The sequence below is a fragment of the Nitrosomonas sp. Nm166 genome (genome assembly GCF_900112825.1).
Classification (GTDB): domain Bacteria; phylum Pseudomonadota; class Gammaproteobacteria; order Burkholderiales; family Nitrosomonadaceae; genus Nitrosomonas.
Map to the genome: position 1 here is coordinate 1 of NZ_FONE01000046.1, position 25,050 is coordinate 25,050.

Sequence of the window (25,050 nt, forward strand, 5' to 3'; positions counted from 1 at the left end):
AACTACTAAATCCTTTGCCTGCTCTAACAGTTCTTTACCACTCGCTATACGCGCCATCACAACACTTCCTTTCATAAGTTACGTCTATTATTTCAATTATGAAATAGAAATGGAATTACATCTGTCTCAAACCATGATGGGGCTCAGTTGGAGAAACTGATAGACCTGGAAAACACAGAAGCTGCAGTTTATGTAGATATAGCCTACCGGTCTGCTCGGAATGAAAGAATATTGTCCAAAAACATGCTGAAATCACAAATTCACCGCAAAAAGCCGAAAGGAAAACCGATGCTTGGCCAGACAGTTTGCGCCAACAGATCGGCATCCAAAATTCGCGCCAAGGTAGAACGTGTCTTTGCAGAACTCAAGTATCGGATGGGATTAGCTATCCAAACCATCGGAATCAAGCGAGCTCAGACCCGAATTGGTCTGGTTAACCTTGTCTATAATATGAAACGCCTGCGCTTCTGGAAAAAACGGGCGACCGATGTGTAGATTCAATGAATAAAATGACCAAAGTAACATACAAATGAAAAATGCTTCATTCTATTTCATTCTATATCTGATAATTGATTAAAAAAGCTCTAGCCAATCACTACAGGAAATTTTACTGGTTTTTGGAGGTATCCAGTTTATTGGTGAAGATCGCATTGACCACATATTTAGCAATGAACTGGCACGACTCAAGTTGGGCAATGCTTTTGATATCATCGGCTGACCAACACAAATCGATTTCCAACAAGCTGCTGGTACAGCATACCATACTATCAGATCACCTTGAGAGATACAAAAAAGAAGCCGTCGTTGTATAAGTGCAAGAACCGATACAGTGACTGGGTCATAATATCGGAATCCTTACCGCATACGAAAATAGCCGCAGAATTGGCAGAATGGAAAGTACCTGTTGCAGCGCATAGTAAAGCTACCCTTATTTATCGAGTGCGTATCAAATAGCGATTTTTCAATTACTTGCAACTTGTATTGGAGTATCAATTAGTGGAGGCGGGGGTCGGAATCGAACCGGCGTAGACGGCTTTGCAGGCCGCTGCATGACCACTCTGCCACCCCGCCATGAATGTATGGCTCAATGCGTTTAAATTTTACGGAAAAACTTGTAAGCGTCTGCTCGATTTCCTTAATAAAAAGGCCATTTTCTGCTAAAAATGGAGCGGGAAACGAGGCTCGAACTCGCGACCCCAACCTTGGCAAGGTTGTGCTCTACCACTGAGCTATTCCCGCAATATGAAGCTTTCGTGCAATTTAGATCACTTCAGAATTAAAGGGTGGATTATAGTGATGCTGTGCATTTTGTCAAGAAAATACAAGTTGAAGATAATAGGGATGTTTATTTGCACTGTTAGCGAATCAGCTGGTCTAATGCGCTAGGTTGGGCTAATCAATAGCATAGAAATGAAATCATTCATGAATCATTCATGAGTAGTTATTATCAGGTCTTAGATTGTTGTATCAGTAAACTTTATGGGATAATTGCACGTTAATTAATTTTTAAATTTGTATGATGTCAACGTTATACGACAAGCTTTGGAATCAGCATGTGGTTTTTACAGAATCTGACGAACCGGATAGTATGGCGGCAATCTATATCGACCGTCATTTAGTGCACGAAGTAACCAGTCCGCAAGCATTTGAAAGCTTGAAGCTGGCGGGACGCAAACCCTGGCGCCTTGATTCTATTCTTGCGGTTGCGGATCATAATGTTCCAACCACCGATCGCAGTCATGGCATTCATGACCCTATTTCGCGCTTGCAAGTTGCTACATTGGATCAGAATTGCGATGAACTAGGAATTACTGAATTTAAGATGCAAGATTTGCGTCAAGGCATCGTACATGTCATTGGTCCCGAGCAAGGTGCAACATTGCCGGGCATGACGGTTGTCTGTGGTGATTCTCATACCAGTACACACGGTGCATTTGGTTGTCTAGCAATTGGTATCGGCACCTCAGAGGTCGAGCATGTGTTAGCAACGCAATGTTTATTAATAAAAAAATCTAAAACCATGCGTATCTCCGTTGAGGGCAAATTAGGATTAGGAGTAACTGCCAAAGACATGGCGCTGGCAATAATAAGCAAAATTGGCACTGCAGGCGGAACTGGTTATGCTATTGAATTTACAGGCAGCGCAGTTCGTGCGTTATCTATGGAAGGACGCATGACCTTGTGCAATATGGCTATTGAAGCTGGTGCACGTGCTGGCATGGTAGCTGTTGACGACACCACAATTGATTATATTAAAGGGCGACCTTTTGCCCCACGAGGTAATGTGTGGGATAAGGCAGTTGCTTATTGGCGCACCCTGCAGAGCGATGCTGATGCAATCTTTGATCAAACAGTGATTTTAGATGCCGCGCAAATTAAGCCTCAGGTTACTTGGGGGACCTCTCCTGAAATGGTGACAACGATTGATGGAGTAGTGCCTGACCCTGTTCTCATCAACGATGAAGTGAAGCGCCATGATATGCAACAAGCTTTAAATTATATGGGATTACGTGCCAATACACCGATTCAGCAGATTACTCTCGACAAAATATTTATCGGTTCCTGCACGAATTCGCGTATTGAAGATTTACGGGCAGCCGCGCAAATTGTCAAAGGCAAATATATAGCAGCTAACATTAAGCAAGCATTGGTTGTGCCTGGCTCCGGTTTAGTCAAAAAACAAGCAGAACAAGAAGGATTGGATCAGATTTTTCTGGCGGCTGGATTTGAATGGCGTGAGCCTGGCTGTTCCATGTGTCTGGCAATGAATGACGATCGGTTGAGTGTGGGTGAGCGATGTGCTTCCACCTCGAATCGCAATTTTGAAGGTAGGCAAGGTCCTGGGGGCAGAACACATTTAGTCAGCCCGGCTATGGCCGCAGCCGCCGCGATTGCTGGACATTTTGTCGATGTGCGTGAAATAGGCGAATAGCAATTCGGAATCCAAATGAAAAAATTTCAAACCTTTACCGGGTTGGTGGTACCGCTGGACCGTGCAAATGTTGATACCGATGCCATCATCCCTAAACAATTTCTTAAATCTATCAAGCGCTCGGGTTTTGGGCCAAATTTATTTGATGAATGGCGTTATCTGGATCATGGTGAGCCAGACATAGATCTGGCACAGCGCCGACCAAATCCTGAATTTGTGTTGAATCAGCCGCGCTATCAAGGTGCACAGATATTGCTGGCACGCGCAAATTTTGGTTGCGGGTCAAGTCGAGAGCATGCACCCTGGTCTCTTCAGGATTATGGTTTTCGGGCTATCATTGCCCCTAGTTTTGCAGACATATTTTTTAATAATTGCTTCAAAATTGGCTTGCTGCCCATCATTCTAGATACAACAATAGTGGATCGCTTATTTGAAGAAGTGAAATTAACCGAAGGTTATAGCCTTACGGTAGATCTGCAAAAACAGACAGTAACTACACCAAAGAATGATGAATTTAAATTCGAGATTGATGCTTTCCGCAAACACTGCCTGTTGAATGGCTTGGATGAGATTGGACTAACTTTGCAACATGCAGAGAAAATTAGGCAATTTGAACAAAAACGGCGTAATGAACAACCTTGGTTGTTTATGTAAATGGCATTGTTGAAAGTTAGGATATGGTGAAAATTGCTGTTTTAGCAGGCGACGGAATCGGACCAGAGATTATTGCGCAAGCTGTGCGGGTATTGGAAGTTTTAAAAGCCGATGGTTTGGCGATTGAATTGGAGTATGGGTTAATCGGGGGCTGTGCGGTCGATGCAACTGGGGAACCATACCCTGAAGAAACGCATCGCTTGGCCAGTCAGGCAGATGCGGTTTTGTTAGGGGCTGTGGGCGGACCACAATATGATGCATTGCCGCGTCAGCAAAGACCTGAGAGAGGCTTGCTAGCTATCCGTAAGAAACTTAATTTATTTGCTAACTTGCGGCCTGCAATGCTTTATCCGGAACTGGCCAATGCTTCTAGCCTGAAATATGACGTGGTTGCTGGTCTCGATATCATGATTGTGCGTGAACTCACCGGCGATATCTATTTTGGAGAGCCGCGCGGCATTGATGTACGCGATGGACAACGTGTCGGATTTAATACCATGCTATACAGTGAAGCTGAAATACGGCGCATTGCGCATGTGGCTTTCCAGGCTGCCAGTAAACGACAGAGCAGATTATGCTCTGTCGATAAAATGAATGTGCTGGAATGCACGCAATTATGGCGGGATGTCGTTACCGAAGTGTCAAAGGATTATCCACAAATAGCTCTTTCGCATATGCTAGTCGATAATGCTGCCATGCAGTTGGTCCGGAACCCAAAACAGTTTGATGTCATCGTTACGGGGAACATGTTTGGCGATATTTTATCTGATGAAGCTTCAATGTTGACAGGGTCTATTGGAATGTTGCCTTCTGCTTCCTTGGATGAAAATAATAAAGGCTTATACGAACCGATTCATGGCTCGGCGCCGGATATCGCGGATAAAGATTTGGCTAATCCGCTTGCAACAATACTTTCAGTAGCTATGATGCTGCGCTATACATTTAATCAGGAAGATGCCGCACAAAGGATAGAGAATGCAGTTAAGCAGGTTTTGGCACAGGGAATTCGAACAAAAGATATTGCTGAACCTGGTATGGAATCTGTCGGCACTCATGCAATGGGTGACGCGGTATTGTCATCTATGTAAGTATATTCAAAGCAATGTATTGGCGCATGATTAAGATATAAGATGGAATTCATGCACTACTCATTTATTACAGATTTGTAAAGTAAGCTAATATTTATACATTTTTTTTAATTAACCGATTGTCAATTTTAGGATAAGAGATAAGCAATGAAACAAGTTGGTTTTGTTGGCTGGCGAGGAATGGTTGGTTCCGTATTAATGCAGAGAATGCGAGAAGAAGAGGATTTTTCTCTGATAGACCCTGTTTTTTTTACAACCTCTCAAAAAGGTGGTACAGGTCCTGAAATTGGTAAAGAAGCTCTGCCTTTAAAAGACGCTTTTGATATCAATCAGTTAAGTAAGATGGATATCATTATTTCCTGTCAAGGCGGTGATTATACTAATCAAGTGATTAAACAATTACGTCAATCCGGATGGCACGGGTATTGGATTGATGCAGCCTCTACGTTGCGCATGGAAGATGACGCAGTCATCATACTGGATCCGGTCAATATGCCTGTGATCGAACAGGCCCTGCATCATGGCGTAAAAAATTACATTGGTGGTAACTGCACTGTAAGTTTAATGTTAATGGCAGTTGGTGGTCTTTTTGAAAAAGGCATGGTGGAGTGGATGAGTGCTATGACTTATCAGGCTGCATCAGGTGCGGGCGCCAAGAATATGCGTGAGTTACTGCACCAAATGGGTGAAGCACATCGGGTTGCCAAAGACTTATTGGATGATCCTGCTTCAAATATTCTCGACATTGATCGTGAAGTTGCAGGCACTCTGCGCGACAAATCATTTCCAATAGAGAATTTTGGCGCGCCTTTGGCGGGTAGCTTGATCCCATGGATTGATAAAGAGGTTGCCAATGGACAAAGTCGTGAAGAATGGAAAGGCCAGGCGGAAACCAATAAAATTCTTGGAAGAATTGATCGACAGATTCCAGTCGATGGGATCTGTGTGCGCGTCGGTGCAATGCGGTGCCATAGTCAGGCATTGACCATTAAATTAAAACAAGATGTACCATTGGATGAAATAGAAGAGATCATTGCTAATTCCAATGACTGGGTACAGGTCGTTCCTAATGAACGAGAGGCGACTACGTCAAAATTAACTCCTGCAGCTGTAACTGGATCTCTATCGATACCCGTAGGCCGTTTGCGTAAACTGGCAATGGGTGGAGAGTATTTATCAGTCTTTACAGTAGGTGATCAATTGCTTTGGGGAGCTGCAGAGCCATTGCGTAGGATGTTACGGATATTGCTTGCGCACTAGACGCATTCTCAACCTTTAATTTTTCTGAGTTGATTATTAAAAGTTTTATGAATTAATTCATTATCCTAGACATAATTTTAGCTTGTGTGATTACGTTACAATGCTAGCCTACTGATATTTATTTCCAAAGAAAATTAAGAAGGTATCTCAGTGTATAAAATGTCTTTTAGAGTAAGTTTGTTGGTAATTATTTTGATGTTACCGTGGACTGCTATTTATGCAGCAGGACTTGGAAAATTGAAACTCAATTCAGCTCTGGGACAACCACTTAATGCTGAGATTGATATTGTTACTACGAACAATGATGAAGTTTCATCTCTAAAGGCTAACATTGCTAGCCGGGAGGCTTTTGCGCAAGCAGGCATCAATTATGAATCTTATTTCTCAACTTTCAGAATCTCTATAGAATCGAGAATCAATAGTAATCCCTATATCAAGCTTACTTCACCGCAGGCTGTCAATGATCCATTTTTAAATATATTGGTGGAATTGAATTGGGATTCCGGGCGTATATTACGTGAATATGCCGTTTTACTTGATCCTGTTGAAATGAATGCACAGAGTCAGAGTGTCGTCGTGCCTATTGTTAGTCCTGCTCCAGCGACCACTGCAGCAAACAAAAGCCCAGAGAGAATATCTGATGTTAAAGAAAATCGCCAAGGGAAAAATTCATCCAAATCAATAAATCTCTCTAATCAAGTAAGAGATACTTACGGACCGGTGATTCGAGGAGATACCTTATCATCAATAGCGCGCCGGGTTTTACCCGCGGGTGTTGACTTAAATCAAATGCTGGTAGCGCTTTATCACGCAAATCGCGATGCATTTATTGCAAATAATATGAACTTACTTAAGGTAGGTGCGGTTTTAAAAATACCTGAGAAAAGTGAAATTACAGCCATAGATGTATCTACTGCAAGAAATGAAATTAGAATGCAAGCTGAAGACTGGCATCGCTATCAGAGCAAAGTTACTGCAATCTCCGGCGAATCATCAACTGCTCATCTCCGGCAATCTGATGAAGGAAAAATTACGACCAGTATCAATAAAAATTCTGTTTCTGTTTCAGCTCATGAATCTCCAAAGGAAGTACTGCGGTTGTCAAGTGGCATTCAATTAACGGTTAAAGATGGTCAAATTCCTGAACCTGCTTTAGCGGATCACCTTCGTATGATGGAAGAAGATGCTATTGCACGAAATCTTGCTTTGAAAGAAGCAAATGAGCGTGTAGCCATGCTGGAGAAAAGCATTGAAAATTTGAAGCAATTATTGGAATTGAAAGATTCTGTCTTGGCTCAGGCGCAAATGAAAGCGGGATTTGCTCCCGAAATTGAAGCGCAACTGATAGAAACGATTAACTCCTCCTTATCGGGCGAGGACTCTAAGTCAGATATGAGTTCTTTGCAGACACAAGAACAAAAAACTTTAATTGTTCAATCTCCTACTGAAACGCCTATAAAAGATGCAGTTACCAAACCATTGCTTGTACAGGAAACAGAAAATAGATCATTCATTGATCAAATATTCGGCAATATTGAATACATTGGTACTGCTTCAATTTTAATATTGCTAGTTTTGTTATTAATTCTTAAAAAACGTCGCAATCAATCAAAGGGAGACTCGGAGTTAAGTGAGAGTGATTCCGATTTTTCCTCTGCAATGCAAACAAGAATGGCATCACTGGTTGCTGCGCAAACTATACCGGCTACTGAGACCAGTCATTTATTTTCAGAGAATGAAAAAGATGATTTAACGTATGAAAATAGCAATTCCTACCAGGAAAATGAAAAATATGATGAGGAATTTGGGAGAAGCTCAACTTATTATGAAAAAGATATTAATCAATTGAATAGATCTGAATCCGGAACCCGGTCTGCTTCTGCATTAGCAAATAAGAATGAAGAAGTACGGATGAATGACTTACAATCAAATAATCAGGCAAGAGATCTAAATTTTGAGTCAGATTTGGAAGAAAATCGCAATCGGTCAGCTGATTCCAGAAAAAGTAGTGATTCTGAGGAGTTCTTGAGTCAGATTGATTTTGATTTAACTGATGACGCAAATGAGACTAAGCAAAATTTGGCCAGAGAGAAATTTATTGCTACTGATCATGGTGATGTCAAAAATGAGATTGAATTATCGGATAATCCTGCGAATTTACAGACGGCTATTTATGTTCCGGATTACACATTAGAAGTTGACCTTGATTCTAAACATTCAGTAAATCCTACAAACTCTGAAGGAGTAAGGGTAGAAAAGGATAACTCAATAGAATTTGAACTTGCTGATTTAAGTATTGATTTAGCAGAAGGGGAGGTTTCTAATAAGATTGTAATCCCTACAATAAATGCCGAATCTAAATCAGTTAATAATGATTTTAGTGCGCCTGAATTAGTGGATGAGGCTTTAGATTTTGATCAACAGCAAGGACTTGGCGATGATATCATGAAGTCAGAATCAGTATCGGATGTTCCTGAACTTGGATTGGCTGATATTAATTTAAATATCGAAGACATAGACTCAGCTGAAAAAAAGGATGAAGCATCAGATTTGGATGAAAAAAGTGAGCAATGGCAAGAAGTCGAAACTAAACTGGATTTGGCAAAAGCTTACCAAGAGATGGATGACAAAGAAGGGGCTAAAGAAATGCTTGAAGAAGTTATTCGGGATGGTGATGCAAAACAAAAGGAAGTGGCAAGAAAATTACTGAAGGGTTTGGAGGGGTAGTTTTCTGTGCATATCAGTATCACTAATTGGCTTAGAATGACGGTTTATTTGTGCGTATAGTCCTTATCTTAGAATACGATGGTAGTCGTTACTGTGGATGGCAAAGTCAACCTGAAGGTTGCTCAATTCAAGATACACTTGAAACAGCTTTGTCCGAGATAGCAAAAGAAGAAATCCACGTCATTACCGCCGGACGCACCGATACAGGAGTCCATGCATTATATCAGGTAGTACATTTTGATACCTCAGTACAGCGCCCTATCAGTGCGTGGGTCCGCGGTGTTAATGCATTACTGCCTAATGATATTGCGATATTGTGGGCAGCTGAAACATCAGATGAGTTTCATGCAAGATACAATGCACTGGAACGACATTACTTATATTTACTATTAAATCAACCAACTAGACCAGGTATTCATCATAGCAAGGTAGGATGGTATCATCAGCCGCTTGAGCTGGAGAAGATGCAAGTTGCTGGATCCTTCTTGATTGGAGAGCATGATTTTTCATCCTTTCGGGCAGCCGAATGCCAAGCAAAATCCCCCATACGGACAATTACCCGATTAAGTATTACCCGTCACGGGAATTTATTGATTTTTGAGCTGCGTGCTAATGCATTTTTACACCATATGGTAAGAAATATTATCGGTTGTCTTGTTTATATTGGTAAAGGAAAGTATTCTCCAGAATGGATGTGTGAGCTGCTGAAAAGCTGTAATCGTACCTACGCAGCGCCAACCTTTTCTTCAGCAGGCTTGTACTTGACGGGTATCAGATATGACCGCCGCTGGTATATGCCTGAATTAGCTGAGGCGCCCATCATTCCTGGAATATCCCTATCTAACTAAATCGATAGATTGTTGATTATGTCAGTGCGCGTAAAAGTATGTGGCATTACTCGCTGTGAGGATGCTAAAGCCGCAGTTCGGCTTGGTGTCGATGCAATTGGATTCGTATTCTGGCCCCACAGTGTACGTTATATTGACCCGGATTCAGCGCGTCGAATTGCAGTAAATATACCGCCTTTCATTTGCACGGTCGGTGTTTATGTTGATCCAGATGTGGCTTGGGTTGAAGAAACTATTCAAGTTGTCAAGTTAAACTTGCTTCAATTTCACGGCGATGAGGCGCCGGAATTTTGTGACCAATTTTCCATTCCGTATATCAAAGCCATCAGAGTCAAGCAAGACACTGATTTGCTACAATATGCCGAACGTTATCGTACGGCAAAAGGATTATTGCTTGACACCTATGCCGCAGATATGCCAGGAGGCACTGGACATGCTTTTGATTGGCATCTCATCCCACGGTATCTGCCAATGCCATTGATTCTTTCTGGTGGATTAAATTCAACGAACGTGGCAATGGCAATTAAGCAAACCCAGCCATGGGCAGTTGATGTTTCAAGTGGCGTCGAAACTGCAAAAGGTATTAAAGATGAAAAGAAAATTTTTGCTTTCATGCAAGGAGTTAAACAATTGTGAGTGCTTATGACCTTCCCAGTAAAGATGGCCACTTTGGCCCTTACGGGGGCATATTTGTTGCGGAAACGTTAATTTCAGCGCTGGAAGATTTGCGAGAGCAGTATGAATATTTTCATAACGACCCAGATTTTCAGGCAGAATTCGCTTATGAACTTAAGCATTATGTCGGACGGCCCAGTCCAATATATCACGCTAAAAGATGGTCTGAGCATTTAGGTGGTGCTCAGATACTTCTGAAACGTGAAGATTTGAATCATACTGGTGCGCATAAAATCAATAATACAGTTGGACAAGCATTGCTGGCCCGGCGCATGGGCAAGAAGCGTGTCATTGCTGAAACGGGTGCTGGTCAGCATGGTGTCGCCAGCGCTACAGTAGCAGCGCGCTATGGTATGGAATGCGTGGTGTATATGGGTTCAGAAGATGTGAAGCGCCAAGCCACCAATGTTTATCGTATGAAACTCCTGGGTGCAACCGTAGTACCGGTAGAATCCGGATCCAGAACGCTAAAAGATGCGCTCAATGAAGCGATGCGTGATTGGGTTACCAATGTTGAAAATACTTTTTATATCATTGGCACTGTTGCCGGACCGCACCCGTACCCAATGATGGTCAGAGATTTTCAAGCAGTCATAGGGAATGAGGCTAAGGCGCAAATGCAAGAAGATTTTAATCGGCAGCCGGATGCGCTCATTGCTTGTGTCGGGGGAGGATCCAATGCCATCGGTTTATTTTATCCTTATATCGATGATATTAAAGTTCGGCTGATCGGTGTTGAAGCCGCAGGCAAGGGCATTGATACGAACCAGCATGCAGCAACCTTATCAATGGGTAAACCTGGCGTGTTACATGGGAATCGTACTTATCTCATCCAGGATGAGCATGGGCAGATTATTGAGACACATTCTATTTCAGCCGGTCTTGATTATCCCGGCGTTGGTCCGGAACATGCCTGGCTTAAAGATTGCGGACGTGCTGAATATGTCGCCATTACTGATGATGAAGCATTGGGAGCATTTCATACCTTATGTCGGTATGAAGGTATCATGCCAGCGCTGGAATCCAGTCATGCACTGGCTTATGCGGCTAAATATGCCCCTACATTACCTAAGGATAAACTACTTCTGGTCAATTTATCCGGCCGGGGTGATAAAGATATGGCAACGGTTGCGCAGATGTCGGGTTTAGCACTCTAGTGGTTTAGCATTCGAGTATTATATTGATAATTTTCTGAGAAGAATTGAGAGCGGATTGATGCAGATTAGCCTGGAGAGTTTTAAAAATTTAATGAATTTTTTTAGTGAAGAGAATAATACTAAAAAAGTAAATCGTATTTCTACGACATTCACTGCACTAAAAAACCAGAATCGAAAGGCGCTGATTCCGTTTATCACTGCTGGTGATCCCAATCCGGAAATCACGGTTCAGTTGATGCATCAGCTCGTTCAATCGGGTGCTGATATCATAGAATTGGGTGTACCTTTTTCGGATCCGATGGCAGACGGACCAACGATACAAAGATCATCCGAGCGTGCCTTAAAGCATCACGTCAACCTCAATGATGTATTGGACATGGTGGCCGAATTTAGAAAAATGAACACGGATACGCCTGTTGTTTTGATGGGATATGCCAATCCGGTGGAAGCAATGGGTTACGAATCTTTTGCAACCAGAGCAAAAGATTGTGGTGTCGATGGCATCTTAATCGTTGACTATCCTCCTGAAGAATCAAGTAAATGGGTGCAGTGTCTGGACCAACAGGGAATTAATGCAATTTTTCTGCTATCTCCTACCACGCCTCAAGAACGTATTGAACAAGTAGCAAAATTAGCGAAAGGTTATATTTACTATGTTTCGCTAAAAGGAGTCACAGGCGCATCGCATCTTGATCTTCAAGATGTGAGCACCATGTTGAAACGCCTGCGTAACTATATTTCACTACCGATTGGTGTAGGCTTTGGCATTCGTGATGGAGCAACAGCCAAAGCAGTGGCTGGCCTGGCAGATGCAGTGGTGGTTGGGAGTCGGATTATTGAAGAAATCGAAAGATCTTCCGACGCAGAGCTGCTGGATAATGCTGGAAATTTGTTGCGCACTTTACGTAAAGCCGTTGATAGCAATTAAAACCAATTTATAAATAGCTTAGGAAACATCGCCCATGAGTTGGTTTCAAAATCTCATTCCACCCAAAATTAAAAAAAAAGCAGCTGGTGAAAAAAAAATAGTACCAGAAGGCTTGTGGAGTAAGTGTACTACCTGTGAGGCAGTTTTATACTACACAGATTTGGCCAAAAATCTAAATGTTTGCCCAAAATGCGGTTACCATAATCGCATTTCTGCGCGAAACCGCCTTGACTTACTGCTGGACCCAGATGGTCGGCATGAGATCGGTGCTGAAGTGGTTGCTATCGATGTACTTAAATTCAAAGATAGTAAACGTTATGTAGATCGTTTAGCGCAAGCAAAGGAGAGTACTGATGAGGATGATTCTCTGGTTGTGATGCAGGGAACCATTAAGACTATCCCGGCAGTTGTTGCAGTATTTGAATTTGGATTTATGGGTGGTTCAATGGGTTCTGTGGTGGGTGAACGGTTTGTGCGGGGTGTTAAAATCTGCATTGATCAGCATCTGCCATTTATATGTTTTAGTGCCAGTGGTGGTGCACGCATGCAAGAGGGTTTGTTTTCATTGATGCAAATGGCAAAAACAACTGCTGCTCTGACACGACTAAGTCATCACAAGTTACCTTTTATATCAGTTCTAACAGACCCTACCATGGGTGGTGTTTCAGCGAGCTTTGCCTTTATCGGTGATATAGTCATTGCCGAACCCGGCGCATTGATTGGGTTTGCTGGTCCGCGTGTGATTGAGCAGACAGTGAGGCAAACACTTCCAGAAGGCTTTCAACGTGCTGAATTTTTATTGCAGCATGGTGCAATTGATATGATTGTGGATCGAAGGCAGATGCGAGATAAAATCTTCAATCTTTGTACGCAATTGATGCATATCCCTGTATCTGTATCTTAATTAATTGAATATTCTATATATTTATAGATGAGTAGTGACTCATACTAAATGAATGCACCAAAGACAGGATCTGGCTCACTCGCTGATTGGTTAATTTATCTCGAAGCACTCCATCCTAAAACTATCGAAATGGGGCTGGATCGTGTGAACAAGGTCAAACTGAAACTGGGATTGGCACCTAGCTTTCCCGTCATCATAGTTGGCGGCACTAACGGTAAAGGTTCTGTTTGCGCAATGCTTGAATCAATACTGTTTTGTACTGGCTATAAAGTTGGTTGCTATACTTCACCACATTTACTTCACTATAACGAACGCATCCGTATTAATAAAAAAGAAATCGATGATGAAACGCTATGCCAAATATTTGAACAAATAAACACCGCAAGAAAAGATTGCCAAACTTCACTAACCTTTTTTGAATTTGGCACATTGGCTGCCATGTGTATTTTCATTAAAGCTCAAATTGATGTGGCGATTTTAGAAGTTGGTTTGGGTGGTCGTCTTGATGCTGTGAATGTGTTCGATGCAGATTGCTCAATTGTGACGAGCATTGACCTAGATCATATTGAATATCTTGGCGATACCAGAGAAAAGATAGGGTTTGAGAAAGCGGCTATTTTTAGAAAAAATAAACCGGCGATTTGTTCAGAAACTGAATTACCTGATTCTGTTAATCAGCAAGTAAAAAGCATTGGTGCAAATTTTTTTCAATATACAAAAGAATTTGGCTTCTCAAAAAAGAATGGCCAATGGGATTTCTGGGGACCGAAGGGTTGGCGATATTCTTTGCCCCTGCCAGCTTTGCGCGGTGAAAAGCAATTACAGAATGCAAGTACTTGTCTGGCTGCGTTGGATATCCTGAATGAAGTATTACCTGTCAGTATGAATGATGTACGCCTAGGGTTGCTTGAGGCTGTAATACCGGCCAGGTTTCAAGTGATTTCAACTCAGCCAATGATCATTCTGGATGTGGCGCACAATCCCAGCGCAGCTTCTGTTTTATCTGGCAATTTAGCTGCAACCAAGCCGATTGGAAAGACGTATGGGATATTTGCCATGCTGAAGGATAAAGATATAGCCGGCGTTGTAAAAGCGCTAAGAAATGATATTGATTGCTGGTTAGTCTCAACTGTCCATTCTGCCCGTACTGCAACTGTAGACTATTTAATTAATGAGATTCATAACGCTGGCGTTGTGAATGAAAAGAACATCGTCTATCAGTTTTCAGACTGTGCGGCAGCATTAGTTTTTGCGTGTGAACAGGCTACCAAAAATGATAGAATTTGCGTATTTGGGTCTTTTTATACTGTGAGTGATGTGTTGCGGCATTTGAACACGCTCTAAGGTAAGTGATAAGCAGGTATTTTCAATGAGTAAAAATATTAGCGAAGAAGAATTCTTGCTAAGAAAACGCGCCAGAAGGCGTTTAGTCGGCGCAATTGTTCTGGTGGTCTTCTCTGTAATTGTTCTGCCAATTATTTTCGATGAACCTAAGCCAGAAAATGAGCAGCATGAAATTGCGATTAATTTGCCAACGTTCAGCAAAAACAATGAATCGAATGCTGCATTGCCGCAAAAAGAAGAATTAAAGAGGCTCGAAACATTCAATAAAATTGACCTGCCAGCTGATTTACAAGATAAACCTGAAACTTACCAGCAGATCATTGAAGAAAATACAGAAATACTGGGTGAGCGCAGCCGCATTCCCCTTCCTGGTATTAAGCCGAGAGTTGATAGAAAATATTTGGCTGAAACAAAGAATGTCAACACGATAACTACAAATGCTACAAATAACGCAGCGGTAGCGATGGATACATCAAAAAATGCAACAGCGGCGGCAGATACCTCAAAAGGATTTGTGATACAGCTGGGTGCATTTTCTGATCAGTTAAAAGCTAAACAACAAGTAGAGAACCTGATATCTAATGGATTGAAAGCTTATACCGAAACGTTCAGAACCGGTGATGCCGAGATAACTCGTGTACGAATTGGGCCATTTACGGCTCGCAATGCTGCTGAGAGCGAGTTGAAAAAATTAAAGAAACTTGGATTTGATGGGGTAATAACTCCTAGATAGATTCTGCTAATTAAGATTTAAACTTAATACCTTAAATTTTAATATATTTGCTAAGTAACAGGAGCTATACCAATTTTATCGATGACTGCTTTTGATTACGTCGTTTTCAGTATTTTTATTGTATCGATCGTTTTAAGTATTATTAGAGGATTTATTCGAGAAGCGCTTTCTATGGTTGGCTGGATAGTAGCGTTTATAATTGCTGGCGCTTATGCTTCATATTTTGAGCAATTTATCCCTGCAGAGATAGCGGGCGAGACACTGAGATTCTCAATTGCATTTGTTCTGGCATTCCTCTCAGTACTGCTGATGACAGCTTTGGTAACCATGTTGTTAACTACATTCATTAAAGGCATTGGATTAGGGTTTATCGATCGATTACTGGGTTCGGTATTTGGCTTTTTAAGAGCATTGATTATTGTTACGCTCATAGTCTTAATCGCAGGACTGACAACAATTCCCAACCAGGGGTTCTGGCAGCAGGCCGTTTTAAGCCGTCCATTGGAGGCAGTAGCGGTGCAAGTTTTGCCTTGGCTACCCAATGATCTGGCAAAGCGTATTAATTACAAAAGAGAAGAAAATTCTTAATATCATTCGGTGTCAAAGAATTTTAGATATGCCTGCTGGCAATATGTTCTTAGAAGTAGCCTTTTTTATGGTTATAAATTTATGTTCTTAGGCTGATAGGCGAAAATTACGGAGCATTTCTATGTGTGGAATTCTCGGCGTCGTTGCACAATCCCCAGTTAATCAGTTGCTTTATGATGGCTTATTAATGCTACAGCATCGTGGACAAGATGCGAGCGGTATAGTAACAGCGCAAGGTAATACCTTTCACATGCATAAAGGTTGTGGTTTGGTGCGCGATGTGTTTCGTACAAGAAATATGCGATCACTCACAGGTAACATGGGCATCGGCCATGTGCGTTATCCTACCGCTGGATCTGTAAATTCTTTCGCTGAAGCGCAGCCTTTTTATGTGAATTCACCTTTTGGTATTGTGTTAGGTCATAATGGGAATTTGACAAATGCTGAGCAATTAAGTCAGGAATTATTTAGGGCTGATCTACGGCATGTCAATACGAATTCAGATTCTGAAGTGCTACTGAATGTATTGGCTCACGAATTACAAGCAAGTACTCGTAATCATCAACTGGACCCTGAGACCATCTTTGCTGCTGTATCCGGTGTATATAAGCGATGTAGAGGGGCTTATGCTGTAGTGGCTATGATTGCTGGCTACGGTCTGTTAGCTTTTCGTGATCCTTATGGAATACGACCTTTAGTGTTTGGTAGTATCGAAAATGAACTAGGCGAGGAATATTTAATTGCTTCAGAAAGTGCTGCCTTAGATACCCTGGGTTTTAAGCTTATCCGTGATGTAGGGCCAGGTGAAGCAATTTTTATTGATGAGACAGGTAATTTTTATAACAAACAATGCGCCACAAAACACTCACTTCATCCTTGTATTTTTGAGTATGTTTACTTGGCTCGACCTGATTCAGTAATTGATGGTATCTCTGTGTATGAAGCGAGATTGAATATGGGAGAATATCTCGCTGAGAAGATTACTAAATCAATGCGCCATTTAAATATCGATGTCGTTATTCCAATACCGGACTCAAGCCGCCCCAGTGCCTTACAGCTCGCTAATCAATTAGGAGTTAATTTTCGTGAGGGCTTTGTTAAGAATCGCTATGTCGGGCGTACCTTTATTATGCCGGGTCAGCAACAACGACGTAAATCAGTACGGCAAAAATTAAATGCTATGAGCATAGAATTTCGTGGTAAAAATGTTTTACTTGTTGATGACTCAATTGTTCGTGGCACTACAAGCCGTGAAATTGTTCAGATGGCTCGCGAAGCAGGTGCGAATAAAATTTACTTTGCTTCGGCCGCACCGCCCGTTAGATATCCCAATGTTTATGGTATCGATATGCCAACCCGGCAGGAATTAATTGCAACAGATCGTAGCACTGAGGAGATTTGTAATGAAATTAGTGCTGATTATCTTATTTTCCAAGATCTGGATGCGCTCAATCATGCCGTTTCAAAAATGTCCACCACAATTAAGAAATTTGAGACTTCATGTTTTGATGGAAATTACATTACGGGTGATGTGACATCTGAGTATTTACATACTCTAGAACTTCAGAGAAATTCAAGTCTCTCTTTGTCACAACCCAGATCTAGTACTCAACTTGATTTAAGTTTAGTTGTCTCTGACTAGTTTTAGAAAAAACTGAGAAGTTGTTCATTCTGTCTTTTCATAATAAGTGACTCTCAAATTGTATAATTTGCTATCGCTTGAGGTTTATAGTTATGTCTGATCATCTGCAACCAGAAACACTTGCTCTCCATACCGGTATTCACCGCAGTCAATTTAATGAGCATTCTGAGGCGATGTATCTAACTTCAAGTTTTGTCTTTGATAGCGCTGCTCAGGCGGCCGCACGTTTTTCTGGAAATGAGCCTGGTAATATCTATTCGCGTTTTACTAATCCAACTGTAACAGCATTTGAAGAACGGTTAGCCATGTTTGAAGGAGCGGAAGCTTGTATAGCAACTTCTTCTGGCATGTCAGCAATACTCGCCTGTGTGATGGGATTACTATCTGCGGGAGATCATATTGTAGCTTCTCGCAGTTTATTCGGTGCCACTGTCAACTTATTCAATAACATATTGAAGAAATTTAACCTTGATACCACTTTTGTGTCAGCTACCGATGTTAATTCATGGGAAACTGCCATAAGACCCAACACCAAGCTTTTTTTTCTCGAAACGCCGTCTAATCCATTAATGGAAATCTCCGATATCACAGAATTATCAAAAATTGCTAGGAAAACTGGCATTTGGCTGGTAGTGGATAATTGTTTTTGTACACCTATTCTGCAAAAACCGCTCGAATTGGGAGCTGATATCGTTATCCATTCTGCAACTAAGTATTTAGATGGACAAGGCAGAGTATTAGGAGGTGCGGTATTAGGTAGCCGAGATTTGCTGATGGAAGGTGGTATATATGGATTCTTGCGTACAGCCGGACCGACACTGAGCGCATTTAATGCCTGGGTCATACTGAAAGGTCTTGAGACACTTAAAATACGCATGGAAGCACATTCGGTGCATGCGTTACAAATGGCCCGATGGCTTGAATCTCAACCTAATGTTACACGCGTATTTTACCCTGGCTTGAATTCTCATCCGCAGTATGAACTGGCAAAACACCAACAAAGATCAGGAGGGGGGATTGTTACGTTTGAAGTGAAAGGAGGTAGAGACGCAGCTTGGCGCGTCATTGACTCTACGCGTCTGATTTCGATAACTGCTAATTTGGGTGACGCTAAAAGTACGCTGACGCATCCCGCAACCACAACCCATGCTCGGATCAGTCAAGAAGCGCGGGATGCAGCGGGTATATCAGATGGATTACTACGCATCGCAGTAGGGTTAGAGGCTGTGCAGGATCTTCAAGCGGACTTAGCGCGCGGGTTATCGTGAGTCTCTCCGGTATAATAAGAAGTGACAAGCTACAAGTATTATATGACTTCAGCTTTCTCGATGATGACATCCTCGAGCGGAACATTCTGATGACCTGCATAATTTCCTGTCTTAACTTTTTTTATTTTATCAACTACATCTTGACCTTCAAGTACTTTTCCAAACACACAATAACCATACTCTTGCGGTGATGGAGATTTATAATTGAGGAACCCGTTGTTGGTCACATTAATAAAAAACTGGGCTGTTGCAGAATGTACATCAGCGGTACGGGCCATTGCTATAGTATAAGCCTCATTCTTGAGCCCGTTAGCAGCTTCATTTTGAATCGGTGCTTGTGTTTTCTTTTGCTTCATTCCAGGTTCAAAGCCACCACCTTGAATCATAAAATCATCAATAACGCGATGGAATAATGTATTGTCGTAAAAACCATTGCTTACATAGTTCAAAAAATTCTGTACGGTTTCAGGTGCTTTTTCACGATCAAGCTCAAGCTTTATAACACCAAAGTTAGTTTGCAATTTAACCATATAAATCCTTTTTAATTTAGTTTGTAATCTTTTTATTGCACATTCTTATCAAGAGGAGGTAATTTAATCATATCCTCGATGATCACGCTGCTTTTGGGTACATCACTTGAGAAAGGACCACCAGAACCCGTTGGTATTGATGCAATTTTATGCACCACATCCATGCCGTTGATTACCTTTCCAAACACAGTATAACCATATCCACTTTGGTTAGGTGCTTTATAATTAAGAAAAGCGTTATTTGCAACATTAATAAAAAATTGTGCTGTAGCCGAATGCGGGTCTGGGGTACGTGCCATTGCAATCGTTCCAATCTCATTCTTTAGGCCATTCGCAGCCTCATTCTGTATTGGAGGTTGAGTTGGCTTCTGATTAAAAGTTGTATCAAATCCACCCCCCTGGATCATAAAATTAGGAATCACACGATGAAATATAGTGTTCTTATAAAACCCATTCTCAACATATTGTAAGAAATTCGCGACAGTTTTTGGAGCTTTATCTGGATAAAGCTCGAACACTACATTGCCAACATTTGTTCTCATTTCCACTTTTATGTTTGCCGCACTTACATTTAAGTTGAATGAAACCAAGCATAAGAAAAATAAAACCTGGTAGAAACGCATACGCATGTTTAGTCCTATAAGATAAGTATTATGGAGGAGGATAAAGAGTGAGATTCTTCCACTATGTTATACTTATTAAGTTTTTAGTATTTCTAATTCGCGCAAAACATTCAGAATTTTATCAAAAAGACAAGTAGTTCTACAATTCATCTATTAGCCTCTTTTATGCTTAAAATTTATAACTCAATTATCCGGGAAAAACAAGATTTTATCCCTCTCGTACCTGGAGAAGTAAAAATATATGTTTGTGGTATGACTGTTTATGACTATTGTCATTTAGGGCATGCGAGGGTTCTGGTTGTATTTGATACTGTTATTCGCTGGTTTAAAGCGAATAATTTTGCTGTGAGTTATGTACGGAATATTACTGATATTGACGATAAAATTATCAAACGGGCCAAAGAAAATAACGAATCTATTGAGGACCTAACGGATCGGTTTATACAGGCTATGAATGAAGACTCTTTGGCATTGGGTGTCTTGCCACCTACTTATGAGCCACGAGCGACAGCGTATGTTGAGCATATGATCAGCATGATTAATATATTAGTTGAAAAAGAACTTGCTTATCCTGCCAGTAATGGTGATGTCTATTACTCGGTACATAACTTTCCAAATTATGGAAAACTTTCTGGTAAATCATTGGATGATCTCCGCGCTGGCGAGCGTATTGAGATCGATATAAATAAAAAAGACCCGCTAGATTTTGTATTATGGAAATCGGCAAAGCCGGGGGAGCCATTTTGGGATTCACCTTGGGGAAAAGGGCGTCCGGGCTGGCATATTGAGTGTTCAGCGATGAGTGAACAACTCTTAGGCATACAATTTGATATTCATGGCGGAGGCCAGGATTTGCAATTTCCACATCATGAAAATGAAATTGCACAAAGTGAAGGTGCGCATAATCATCCCTTTGTAAATTATTGGATGCATAATGGATTTGTTCGTGTTGATAATGAAAAAATGTCAAAATCTTTAGGTAATTTTTTTACTGTTCGAGAAATACTCAAACATTATCAAGCCGAAGTAGTACGTTTTTTTATTTTGCGCGCTCATTACCGCAGCCCATTGAATTATTCAGATCAACATCTCAAAGATACAAAGCTTGCGCTGGATCGTTTGTATATCGCGCTCAGGGGAATTGAATCGGCTAATATAACAATTAATTGGAATAATGCTTATGCGCAAAAATTCAGAAGTGCCATGAATGATGATTTCAATACGCCCGAAGCAATTGCTGTATTATTTGAACTCGCCAGTGAAATCAATAAAACGGGTTCAAAGGAAAACGCAAATTTATTAAAAATGCTTGGTGGTTTCCTAGGTTTGCTACAGCAGAATCCGAAAGATTATTTACAAAATAAAACTATTATAAGTAATCCAGATCCCTTAATTCCAGATGAGATTGAACGATTGATTCAGCAACGGATCAACGCTCGCAAAGAAGGTAGATACTCAGATGCTGATATTATTCGTAAAAATCTTTTGGAACAGGGGATCATTTTGGAAGATAACCCACAGGGAACTACTTGGCGATGTCAATAATTATCAAGAATTTATCTAAATTAATAAGTTCTTGTATAAGATCACTTTCTCTAATCTTAAATAATTTGCTTCAACTTGAAGAAATAAAAACCCGCAGAAAGCGGGCTATCATAGATTTTTGAGATAATTTTGCTTAATCACTAAAATTTGTTCTTTCAAGAGGAACCTGTTCTCCGGGACTTTCTTTAATAGGTTTTTCTTCAGGAATTTTTTTTCGATGAGGAGAATCGTCAGGGATATGCACTTCATAAGGCATATCTTCTGGCAACTCTTCGTTAGGTTTTTGTTCTGATGGAAATTCTTCAGGCAGATTCTCATCAGGAAAGAATTCTTTTAAAGGAAAATTACCAAAAAGCTTCTTTTCAGGATATGCCATATCTGAATCGATAGGATTCTTGAAACTTTCTTCAGAATCAAGATCTATTATCATACCCTTTTCTCTCATCATTAATTTCCTGTTCCTGAAGGGGCCGGATTGCTGGTATCGGGCTGAGCTTTCCTGGCGGGCGGATGTTCAATGCCTTCTCCTTGTGGAACATTAGGATCAAAATTTCCCTTATTTTCAGGAGTTCTTCCTTTGGGATCTGTATCACTTTTTAACTGGTTATAACGTCCAGAGTCTAACTTCTCTACTTTCTGTTTTTCATATGTCTCATTTTGTTGCTGTGTGCCTTGTTGTTGTGCGGATTCAGCAAGAGCAGAGGTAGCAGGTAAGATAAAAATTGAAAGGATGAGAATATTTATAAATAACTCCTTATATTTATTCATGATAAAAACTCCTATTTATCAGAAGGAGTTTTTATCATGAGTCAAGTTTATAATTTTGTCCGTTAGTTACCACACATAATCCTAAAAAATCTCCTTAAAATAAGGCTTAAGAGATTGATCATCCGTTCTTAACAGCAAACAGGATGATTAGATGCTGGTTTTGGGACAGCGCTACCAAGTGCATGAAGCATTTTCTGAAGATATCAAAATCCCGCATGAGCGAACCTATAAGACGGTTTCTTTGGAGAAGAGTTATTCTCGCGGCGTGTGTTGCGAAGAAGTTTCATCATTAGTAGAAAGCGCAGACGGAAGGTTTTCACATTGATCCTTTGTAAGAGGAGGTTCTGCAATGAATTTTTTATTTTTTGGTGGATCTGTTTTAGAAGAATTCCTTAGCGAAGATGAATTCTCTGAGGAGGTAGTGTTACCAGAAGAAATTTTTCTTGAAAATTTTCGCTCAGAAGGAGTAGTGTCATGGGGGTTATCCGAATGACTATATTGAATGGATATATCTTCCGGAATGGTGCTCTTGGGTGGAGCCGGCTCTAAGCAAGGCGCATTAGTATGTGGACCGATATCGATATTTTTAGCCATATTATTTTATTTCCCTCAATTACTTATTCATTGGAGTCGTATTGCCTGTGCTGCTATCTTCCTTGGAAGAACTCGGGCTAAATGCCGATGGGCTGGAAGGGTATACTGGCGACGGATTTGGATTTATACCCGCGGGACTGCGGGGATTTACTAAAGCAGGGTTATTTTGCATCCTCGCATCAGTGCTGACGGAAGAATTGGATGGTAAGCTCTGGCTTATATTCTTTCTGTCATTATACTTTTCAAGTGATGGAGTAGATTGTGCTAAAACGGAAGCACTTAAAAGCCAAAAAAGAGGAAAAACGATAAATATTAAATTGATTTTATGCATGTTAGTACTCTACTAATATAGACAATATAATTCTCTTTATCATCATATTGTTCTGTGCGATTCCTTACATAAACCGGAGTTAATCTCTTAATCTGATTGACTTGCTCAATGCGTATTTGTCGCACAATCAGATTAAGCTGAAAATGATTTAGAGGCATAAAGAATAATATCTATGTCAGATAAATTTATTGCTGACAGTAACAATCAATTCTAATTTGGCTATAATTATTAGGCTCCAAGTGTTTAAAGTATAAAAATATCAGTAGCTTGAATGCTAGATTCGCATTTACTTGGAGTTGATTTATTCATCGGGCAGATTTTAAAAAATACGCATGCAAATGATTTATTAATTAAATTTGCTTTGTCATTATTGATTTTAAAGGGAGAGAGATATGAGTATGGAAAGTGAGATTAGAGGGAGATTTGGAGGTTTCTGGAACTCTCTCATTTTATTGTTTATAATTATTATTTGCCTTCGCTTCGCAAGCCTTGAGCTGGCTGAAGAAAATTTAACAGCCAAGGTTCTTTGTGCATTACATTTATTCTTGGGATGTGTGGCGGCCGGGGTTTTACTGGGCATATTAAAAATATTCTTGGCTTTTTCCAATCAGACTTATACGCGTGCACCTGCATCGGCAAATTTTGCAGCGGGTCTTAAGTATGGAATAGTGGCGGGAGGCTTATTGATTCTTATTGTAGGCATGATGCAGCTGAATAATTTCTTGGGTGTTTTCCAACCCATTTTCAATGGATTATTAGTAAAGCTAACGACAATATTTGCATAAAGAAAGCCAGATTGGGTCAGCTGATTTGCTGACCCTGTTGAAAGCAAGCAAATTATCGTTTCCTAAAAAAGATTCATGCCCAAAATTCTCATCTGCTTAACGGAATATGCTGCGATGCATCCCCGCTTTCAGAGCCTGAACGGCCTCTTCTTTATTGCTTATGATTTGTTGATGGGGACAAAAGATATTTTTTGAGAGTTCCCGTTGGGCATAGAATTGCCGTACAAAATCGAGTTTTTGCCATTCTGAAACGCGCGGCTGAGACCAGGTTTTATCATCTCGTCCCAATGCATAGAGTTTTCTTTCGCGGGTGGCGCAGCGAATACCTTCATAGCTGACATTTAAAGCATCTGCTGACGATTTAACCACCAAGGTAAAGCGAATAACATCATCTTCGCCTATTTTGATGGAAGTTGTGTCGACAAAATATCGGTTACTGGTAACTTGACCTGCATCGAACGCCATTAGGTTTTTTTCATCTGGATAAGCAGGTAATTGTGCCATCTGTTCAACCCAAGGCTTATCGCTTTCAAATTCATCCTTAAATGGCTTATTGGCACAAGCAATCAGAGATAAGGTGCAAACCAGAGCAAATATTTGTTTCATGAAATGGTTAATCATTTAATAGTAATGCGAAAATGTCAATATCAACCGCGATCAATTGATCGCTGCTTGAGATTTTTACTCATATTTAATGAAGTGATTGAAGTATTGCATGAGCCAAAACGCAGAAGATGAGTCGAGACCTTTGCAAAAACATAACTTTACCTGAAGCGTATTCAGTTCAGATTTTTTTGTGAGCAATGAAGTACTTTTTGTAAGCTTTTCGCAAAAATTCCAGGGATAATCGCTTCAAACCGATCATTATCGGATTAGACGGGCGGATTATTCCCATGATTGTGCCTGTATTTGCTTGTCGACATACAATTTTGGCAATCTTTTCAGGTTGTAGGCTATGGCTGGTAAAATATGCCAAGCATGTGCTTTGGCGTTACCGCGATAACGCAGTGCCTTGGATCCGAACCATCGTGTCTGGCTGCCGAAGGTTCGTTCTACCACGTAGCGAACTTTGGCAATCAGGCTATTGCGTTGTAATTGTCGTTGCGTTAGTGGTTTGTTCTTGACC

Annotated in this window: 26 protein-coding genes and 2 tRNA genes; 19 read left to right on the top strand and 9 right to left on the bottom strand. The window is 40.8% G+C overall.

Features of this window, described 5'->3' with window-relative positions:
- The first annotated feature begins 114 nt into the window (after window positions 1–114).
- Window positions 115–495, top strand: coding sequence for a transposase (locus tag BM021_RS12325; protein ID WP_090721333.1), 381 nt, complete (start codon window positions 115–117; stop codon window positions 493–495).
- Between the two features lie 502 nt (window positions 496–997).
- Here the strand turns inward: BM021_RS12325 and BM021_RS12330 are convergent.
- Window positions 998–1,071, bottom strand: a tRNA-Cys gene (locus BM021_RS12330).
- Window positions 1,072–1,164: 93 nt separating this feature from the next.
- Window positions 1,165–1,239 (bottom strand) — tRNA-Gly (locus tag BM021_RS12335).
- 280 nt (window positions 1,240–1,519) lie between these two features.
- Here BM021_RS12335 and leuC point away from each other — a divergent pair.
- The 15 genes from leuC to BM021_RS12410 all read left to right on the top strand — a co-directional run bounded on the left by leuC (window position 1,520) and on the right by BM021_RS12410 (window position 18,748).
- Window positions 1,520–2,932: a 3-isopropylmalate dehydratase large subunit gene (leuC, locus tag BM021_RS12340; protein ID WP_090721334.1), complete on the top strand. Its 1,413-nt coding sequence runs from the start codon at window positions 1,520–1,522 to the stop codon at window positions 2,930–2,932.
- Window positions 2,933–2,947: 15 nt separating this feature from the next.
- On the top strand, window positions 2,948–3,586 hold the full coding sequence (leuD, locus tag BM021_RS12345) for a 3-isopropylmalate dehydratase small subunit (protein ID WP_090721335.1): 639 nt from the start codon (window positions 2,948–2,950) through the stop codon (window positions 3,584–3,586).
- Between the two features lie 26 nt (window positions 3,587–3,612).
- Window positions 3,613–4,674 (top strand): 3-isopropylmalate dehydrogenase, encoded by a 1,062-nt coding sequence (gene leuB, locus BM021_RS12350; protein WP_090721354.1) that lies wholly within the window; start codon window positions 3,613–3,615, stop codon window positions 4,672–4,674.
- A gap of 147 nt (window positions 4,675–4,821) precedes the next feature.
- The gene (asd, locus tag BM021_RS12355) at window positions 4,822–5,934 is read left to right on the top strand and encodes an aspartate-semialdehyde dehydrogenase (RefSeq protein ID WP_090721336.1); all 1,113 of its coding nucleotides are present in this window, start codon (window positions 4,822–4,824) and stop codon (window positions 5,932–5,934) included.
- A gap of 195 nt (window positions 5,935–6,129) precedes the next feature.
- Complete coding sequence (locus BM021_RS12360) at window positions 6,130–8,661, top strand: motility hub landmark protein FimV (protein WP_256207903.1); 2,532 nt, start codon at window positions 6,130–6,132, stop codon at window positions 8,659–8,661.
- Between the two features lie 50 nt (window positions 8,662–8,711).
- Window positions 8,712–9,509: a tRNA pseudouridine(38-40) synthase TruA gene (truA, locus tag BM021_RS12365; protein WP_090721338.1), complete on the top strand. Its 798-nt coding sequence runs from the start codon at window positions 8,712–8,714 to the stop codon at window positions 9,507–9,509.
- 18 nt (window positions 9,510–9,527) lie between these two features.
- Window positions 9,528–10,145 carry a phosphoribosylanthranilate isomerase gene (locus BM021_RS12370; RefSeq protein ID WP_090721339.1) on the top strand — a complete coding sequence of 206 codons (618 nt, stop codon included), beginning with the start codon at window positions 9,528–9,530 and terminating at the stop codon, window positions 10,143–10,145.
- Complete coding sequence (trpB, locus tag BM021_RS12375) at window positions 10,142–11,341, top strand: tryptophan synthase subunit beta (protein WP_090721340.1); 1,200 nt, start codon at window positions 10,142–10,144, stop codon at window positions 11,339–11,341. The genes BM021_RS12370 and trpB overlap by 4 nt, the downstream gene beginning before the upstream one ends.
- A gap of 91 nt (window positions 11,342–11,432) precedes the next feature.
- Entirely contained in the window at window positions 11,433–12,269 is an 837-nt protein-coding gene (gene trpA / locus BM021_RS12380) for a tryptophan synthase subunit alpha (RefSeq protein WP_090721355.1), read from the top strand.
- A 34-nt stretch (window positions 12,270–12,303) separates the two neighbouring features.
- The gene (gene accD / locus BM021_RS12385) at window positions 12,304–13,173 is read left to right on the top strand and encodes an acetyl-CoA carboxylase, carboxyltransferase subunit beta (protein WP_090721341.1); all 870 of its coding nucleotides are present in this window, start codon (window positions 12,304–12,306) and stop codon (window positions 13,171–13,173) included.
- 48 nt (window positions 13,174–13,221) lie between these two features.
- Window positions 13,222–14,517, top strand: coding sequence for a bifunctional tetrahydrofolate synthase/dihydrofolate synthase (gene folC, locus BM021_RS12390; protein WP_090721342.1), 1,296 nt, complete (start codon window positions 13,222–13,224; stop codon window positions 14,515–14,517).
- A gap of 25 nt (window positions 14,518–14,542) precedes the next feature.
- Entirely contained in the window at window positions 14,543–15,250 is a 708-nt protein-coding gene (locus BM021_RS12395) for an SPOR domain-containing protein (RefSeq protein WP_090721343.1), read from the top strand.
- Between the two features lie 81 nt (window positions 15,251–15,331).
- A complete protein-coding gene (locus tag BM021_RS12400) occupies window positions 15,332–15,838 on the top strand; it encodes a CvpA family protein (protein ID WP_090721344.1) in 507 nt (168 codons plus the stop codon).
- A 121-nt stretch (window positions 15,839–15,959) separates the two neighbouring features.
- Window positions 15,960–17,480 carry an amidophosphoribosyltransferase gene (purF, locus tag BM021_RS12405; protein WP_090721345.1) on the top strand — a complete coding sequence of 507 codons (1,521 nt, stop codon included), beginning with the start codon at window positions 15,960–15,962 and terminating at the stop codon, window positions 17,478–17,480.
- Between the two features lie 92 nt (window positions 17,481–17,572).
- On the top strand, window positions 17,573–18,748 hold the full coding sequence (locus BM021_RS12410; protein WP_090721346.1) for an O-succinylhomoserine sulfhydrylase: 1,176 nt from the start codon (window positions 17,573–17,575) through the stop codon (window positions 18,746–18,748).
- Between the two features lie 38 nt (window positions 18,749–18,786).
- On the opposite strand, the gene BM021_RS12415 is transcribed toward BM021_RS12410, so the two are convergent.
- Window positions 18,787–19,278, bottom strand: coding sequence for a peptidylprolyl isomerase (locus BM021_RS12415; RefSeq protein ID WP_090721347.1), 492 nt, complete (start codon window positions 19,276–19,278; stop codon window positions 18,787–18,789).
- Window positions 19,279–19,310: 32 nt separating this feature from the next.
- Window positions 19,311–19,901, bottom strand: a complete 591-nt coding sequence (locus BM021_RS12420) for a peptidylprolyl isomerase (protein WP_090721356.1) — start codon at window positions 19,899–19,901, stop codon at window positions 19,311–19,313.
- Window positions 19,902–20,066: 165 nt separating this feature from the next.
- Between BM021_RS12420 and cysS the strand changes: the two genes are divergently transcribed.
- Entirely contained in the window at window positions 20,067–21,446 is a 1,380-nt protein-coding gene (gene cysS / locus BM021_RS12425) for a cysteine--tRNA ligase (RefSeq protein ID WP_090721348.1), read from the top strand.
- A gap of 133 nt (window positions 21,447–21,579) precedes the next feature.
- Here the strand turns inward: cysS and BM021_RS12430 are convergent, their stop codons facing one another.
- From BM021_RS12430 to BM021_RS15300, 3 genes are all read right to left on the bottom strand, one after another.
- Window positions 21,580–21,894 carry a hypothetical protein gene (locus BM021_RS12430; protein WP_143074345.1) on the bottom strand — a complete coding sequence of 105 codons (315 nt, stop codon included), beginning with the start codon at window positions 21,892–21,894 and terminating at the stop codon, window positions 21,580–21,582.
- Window positions 21,894–22,214, bottom strand: a complete 321-nt coding sequence (locus BM021_RS12435; protein WP_090721350.1) for a hypothetical protein — start codon at window positions 22,212–22,214, stop codon at window positions 21,894–21,896. The genes BM021_RS12430 and BM021_RS12435 overlap by 1 nt, the downstream gene beginning before the upstream one ends.
- 252 nt (window positions 22,215–22,466) lie before the next feature.
- Window positions 22,467–22,808 (bottom strand): hypothetical protein, encoded by a 342-nt coding sequence (locus tag BM021_RS15300; RefSeq protein WP_143074346.1) that lies wholly within the window; start codon window positions 22,806–22,808, stop codon window positions 22,467–22,469.
- 41 nt (window positions 22,809–22,849) lie between these two features.
- Between BM021_RS15300 and BM021_RS12440 the strand changes: the two genes are divergently transcribed.
- Complete coding sequence (locus tag BM021_RS12440; RefSeq protein WP_090721351.1) at window positions 22,850–23,155, top strand: hypothetical protein; 306 nt, start codon at window positions 22,850–22,852, stop codon at window positions 23,153–23,155.
- A 376-nt stretch (window positions 23,156–23,531) separates the two neighbouring features.
- Window positions 23,532–23,924: a hypothetical protein gene (locus BM021_RS12445; RefSeq protein ID WP_090721352.1), complete on the top strand. Its 393-nt coding sequence runs from the start codon at window positions 23,532–23,534 to the stop codon at window positions 23,922–23,924.
- Window positions 23,925–24,020: 96 nt separating this feature from the next.
- Here the strand turns inward: BM021_RS12445 and BM021_RS12450 are convergent, their stop codons facing one another.
- Both BM021_RS12450 and BM021_RS12455 read right to left on the bottom strand, forming a co-directional pair.
- A complete protein-coding gene (locus BM021_RS12450; protein WP_090721353.1) occupies window positions 24,021–24,530 on the bottom strand; it encodes a CNP1-like family protein in 510 nt (169 codons plus the stop codon).
- Window positions 24,531–24,809: 279 nt separating this feature from the next.
- Window positions 24,810–25,050: transposase (locus BM021_RS12455; RefSeq protein WP_143074347.1), on the bottom strand; the 241-nt coding region annotated here is incomplete at its 5' end.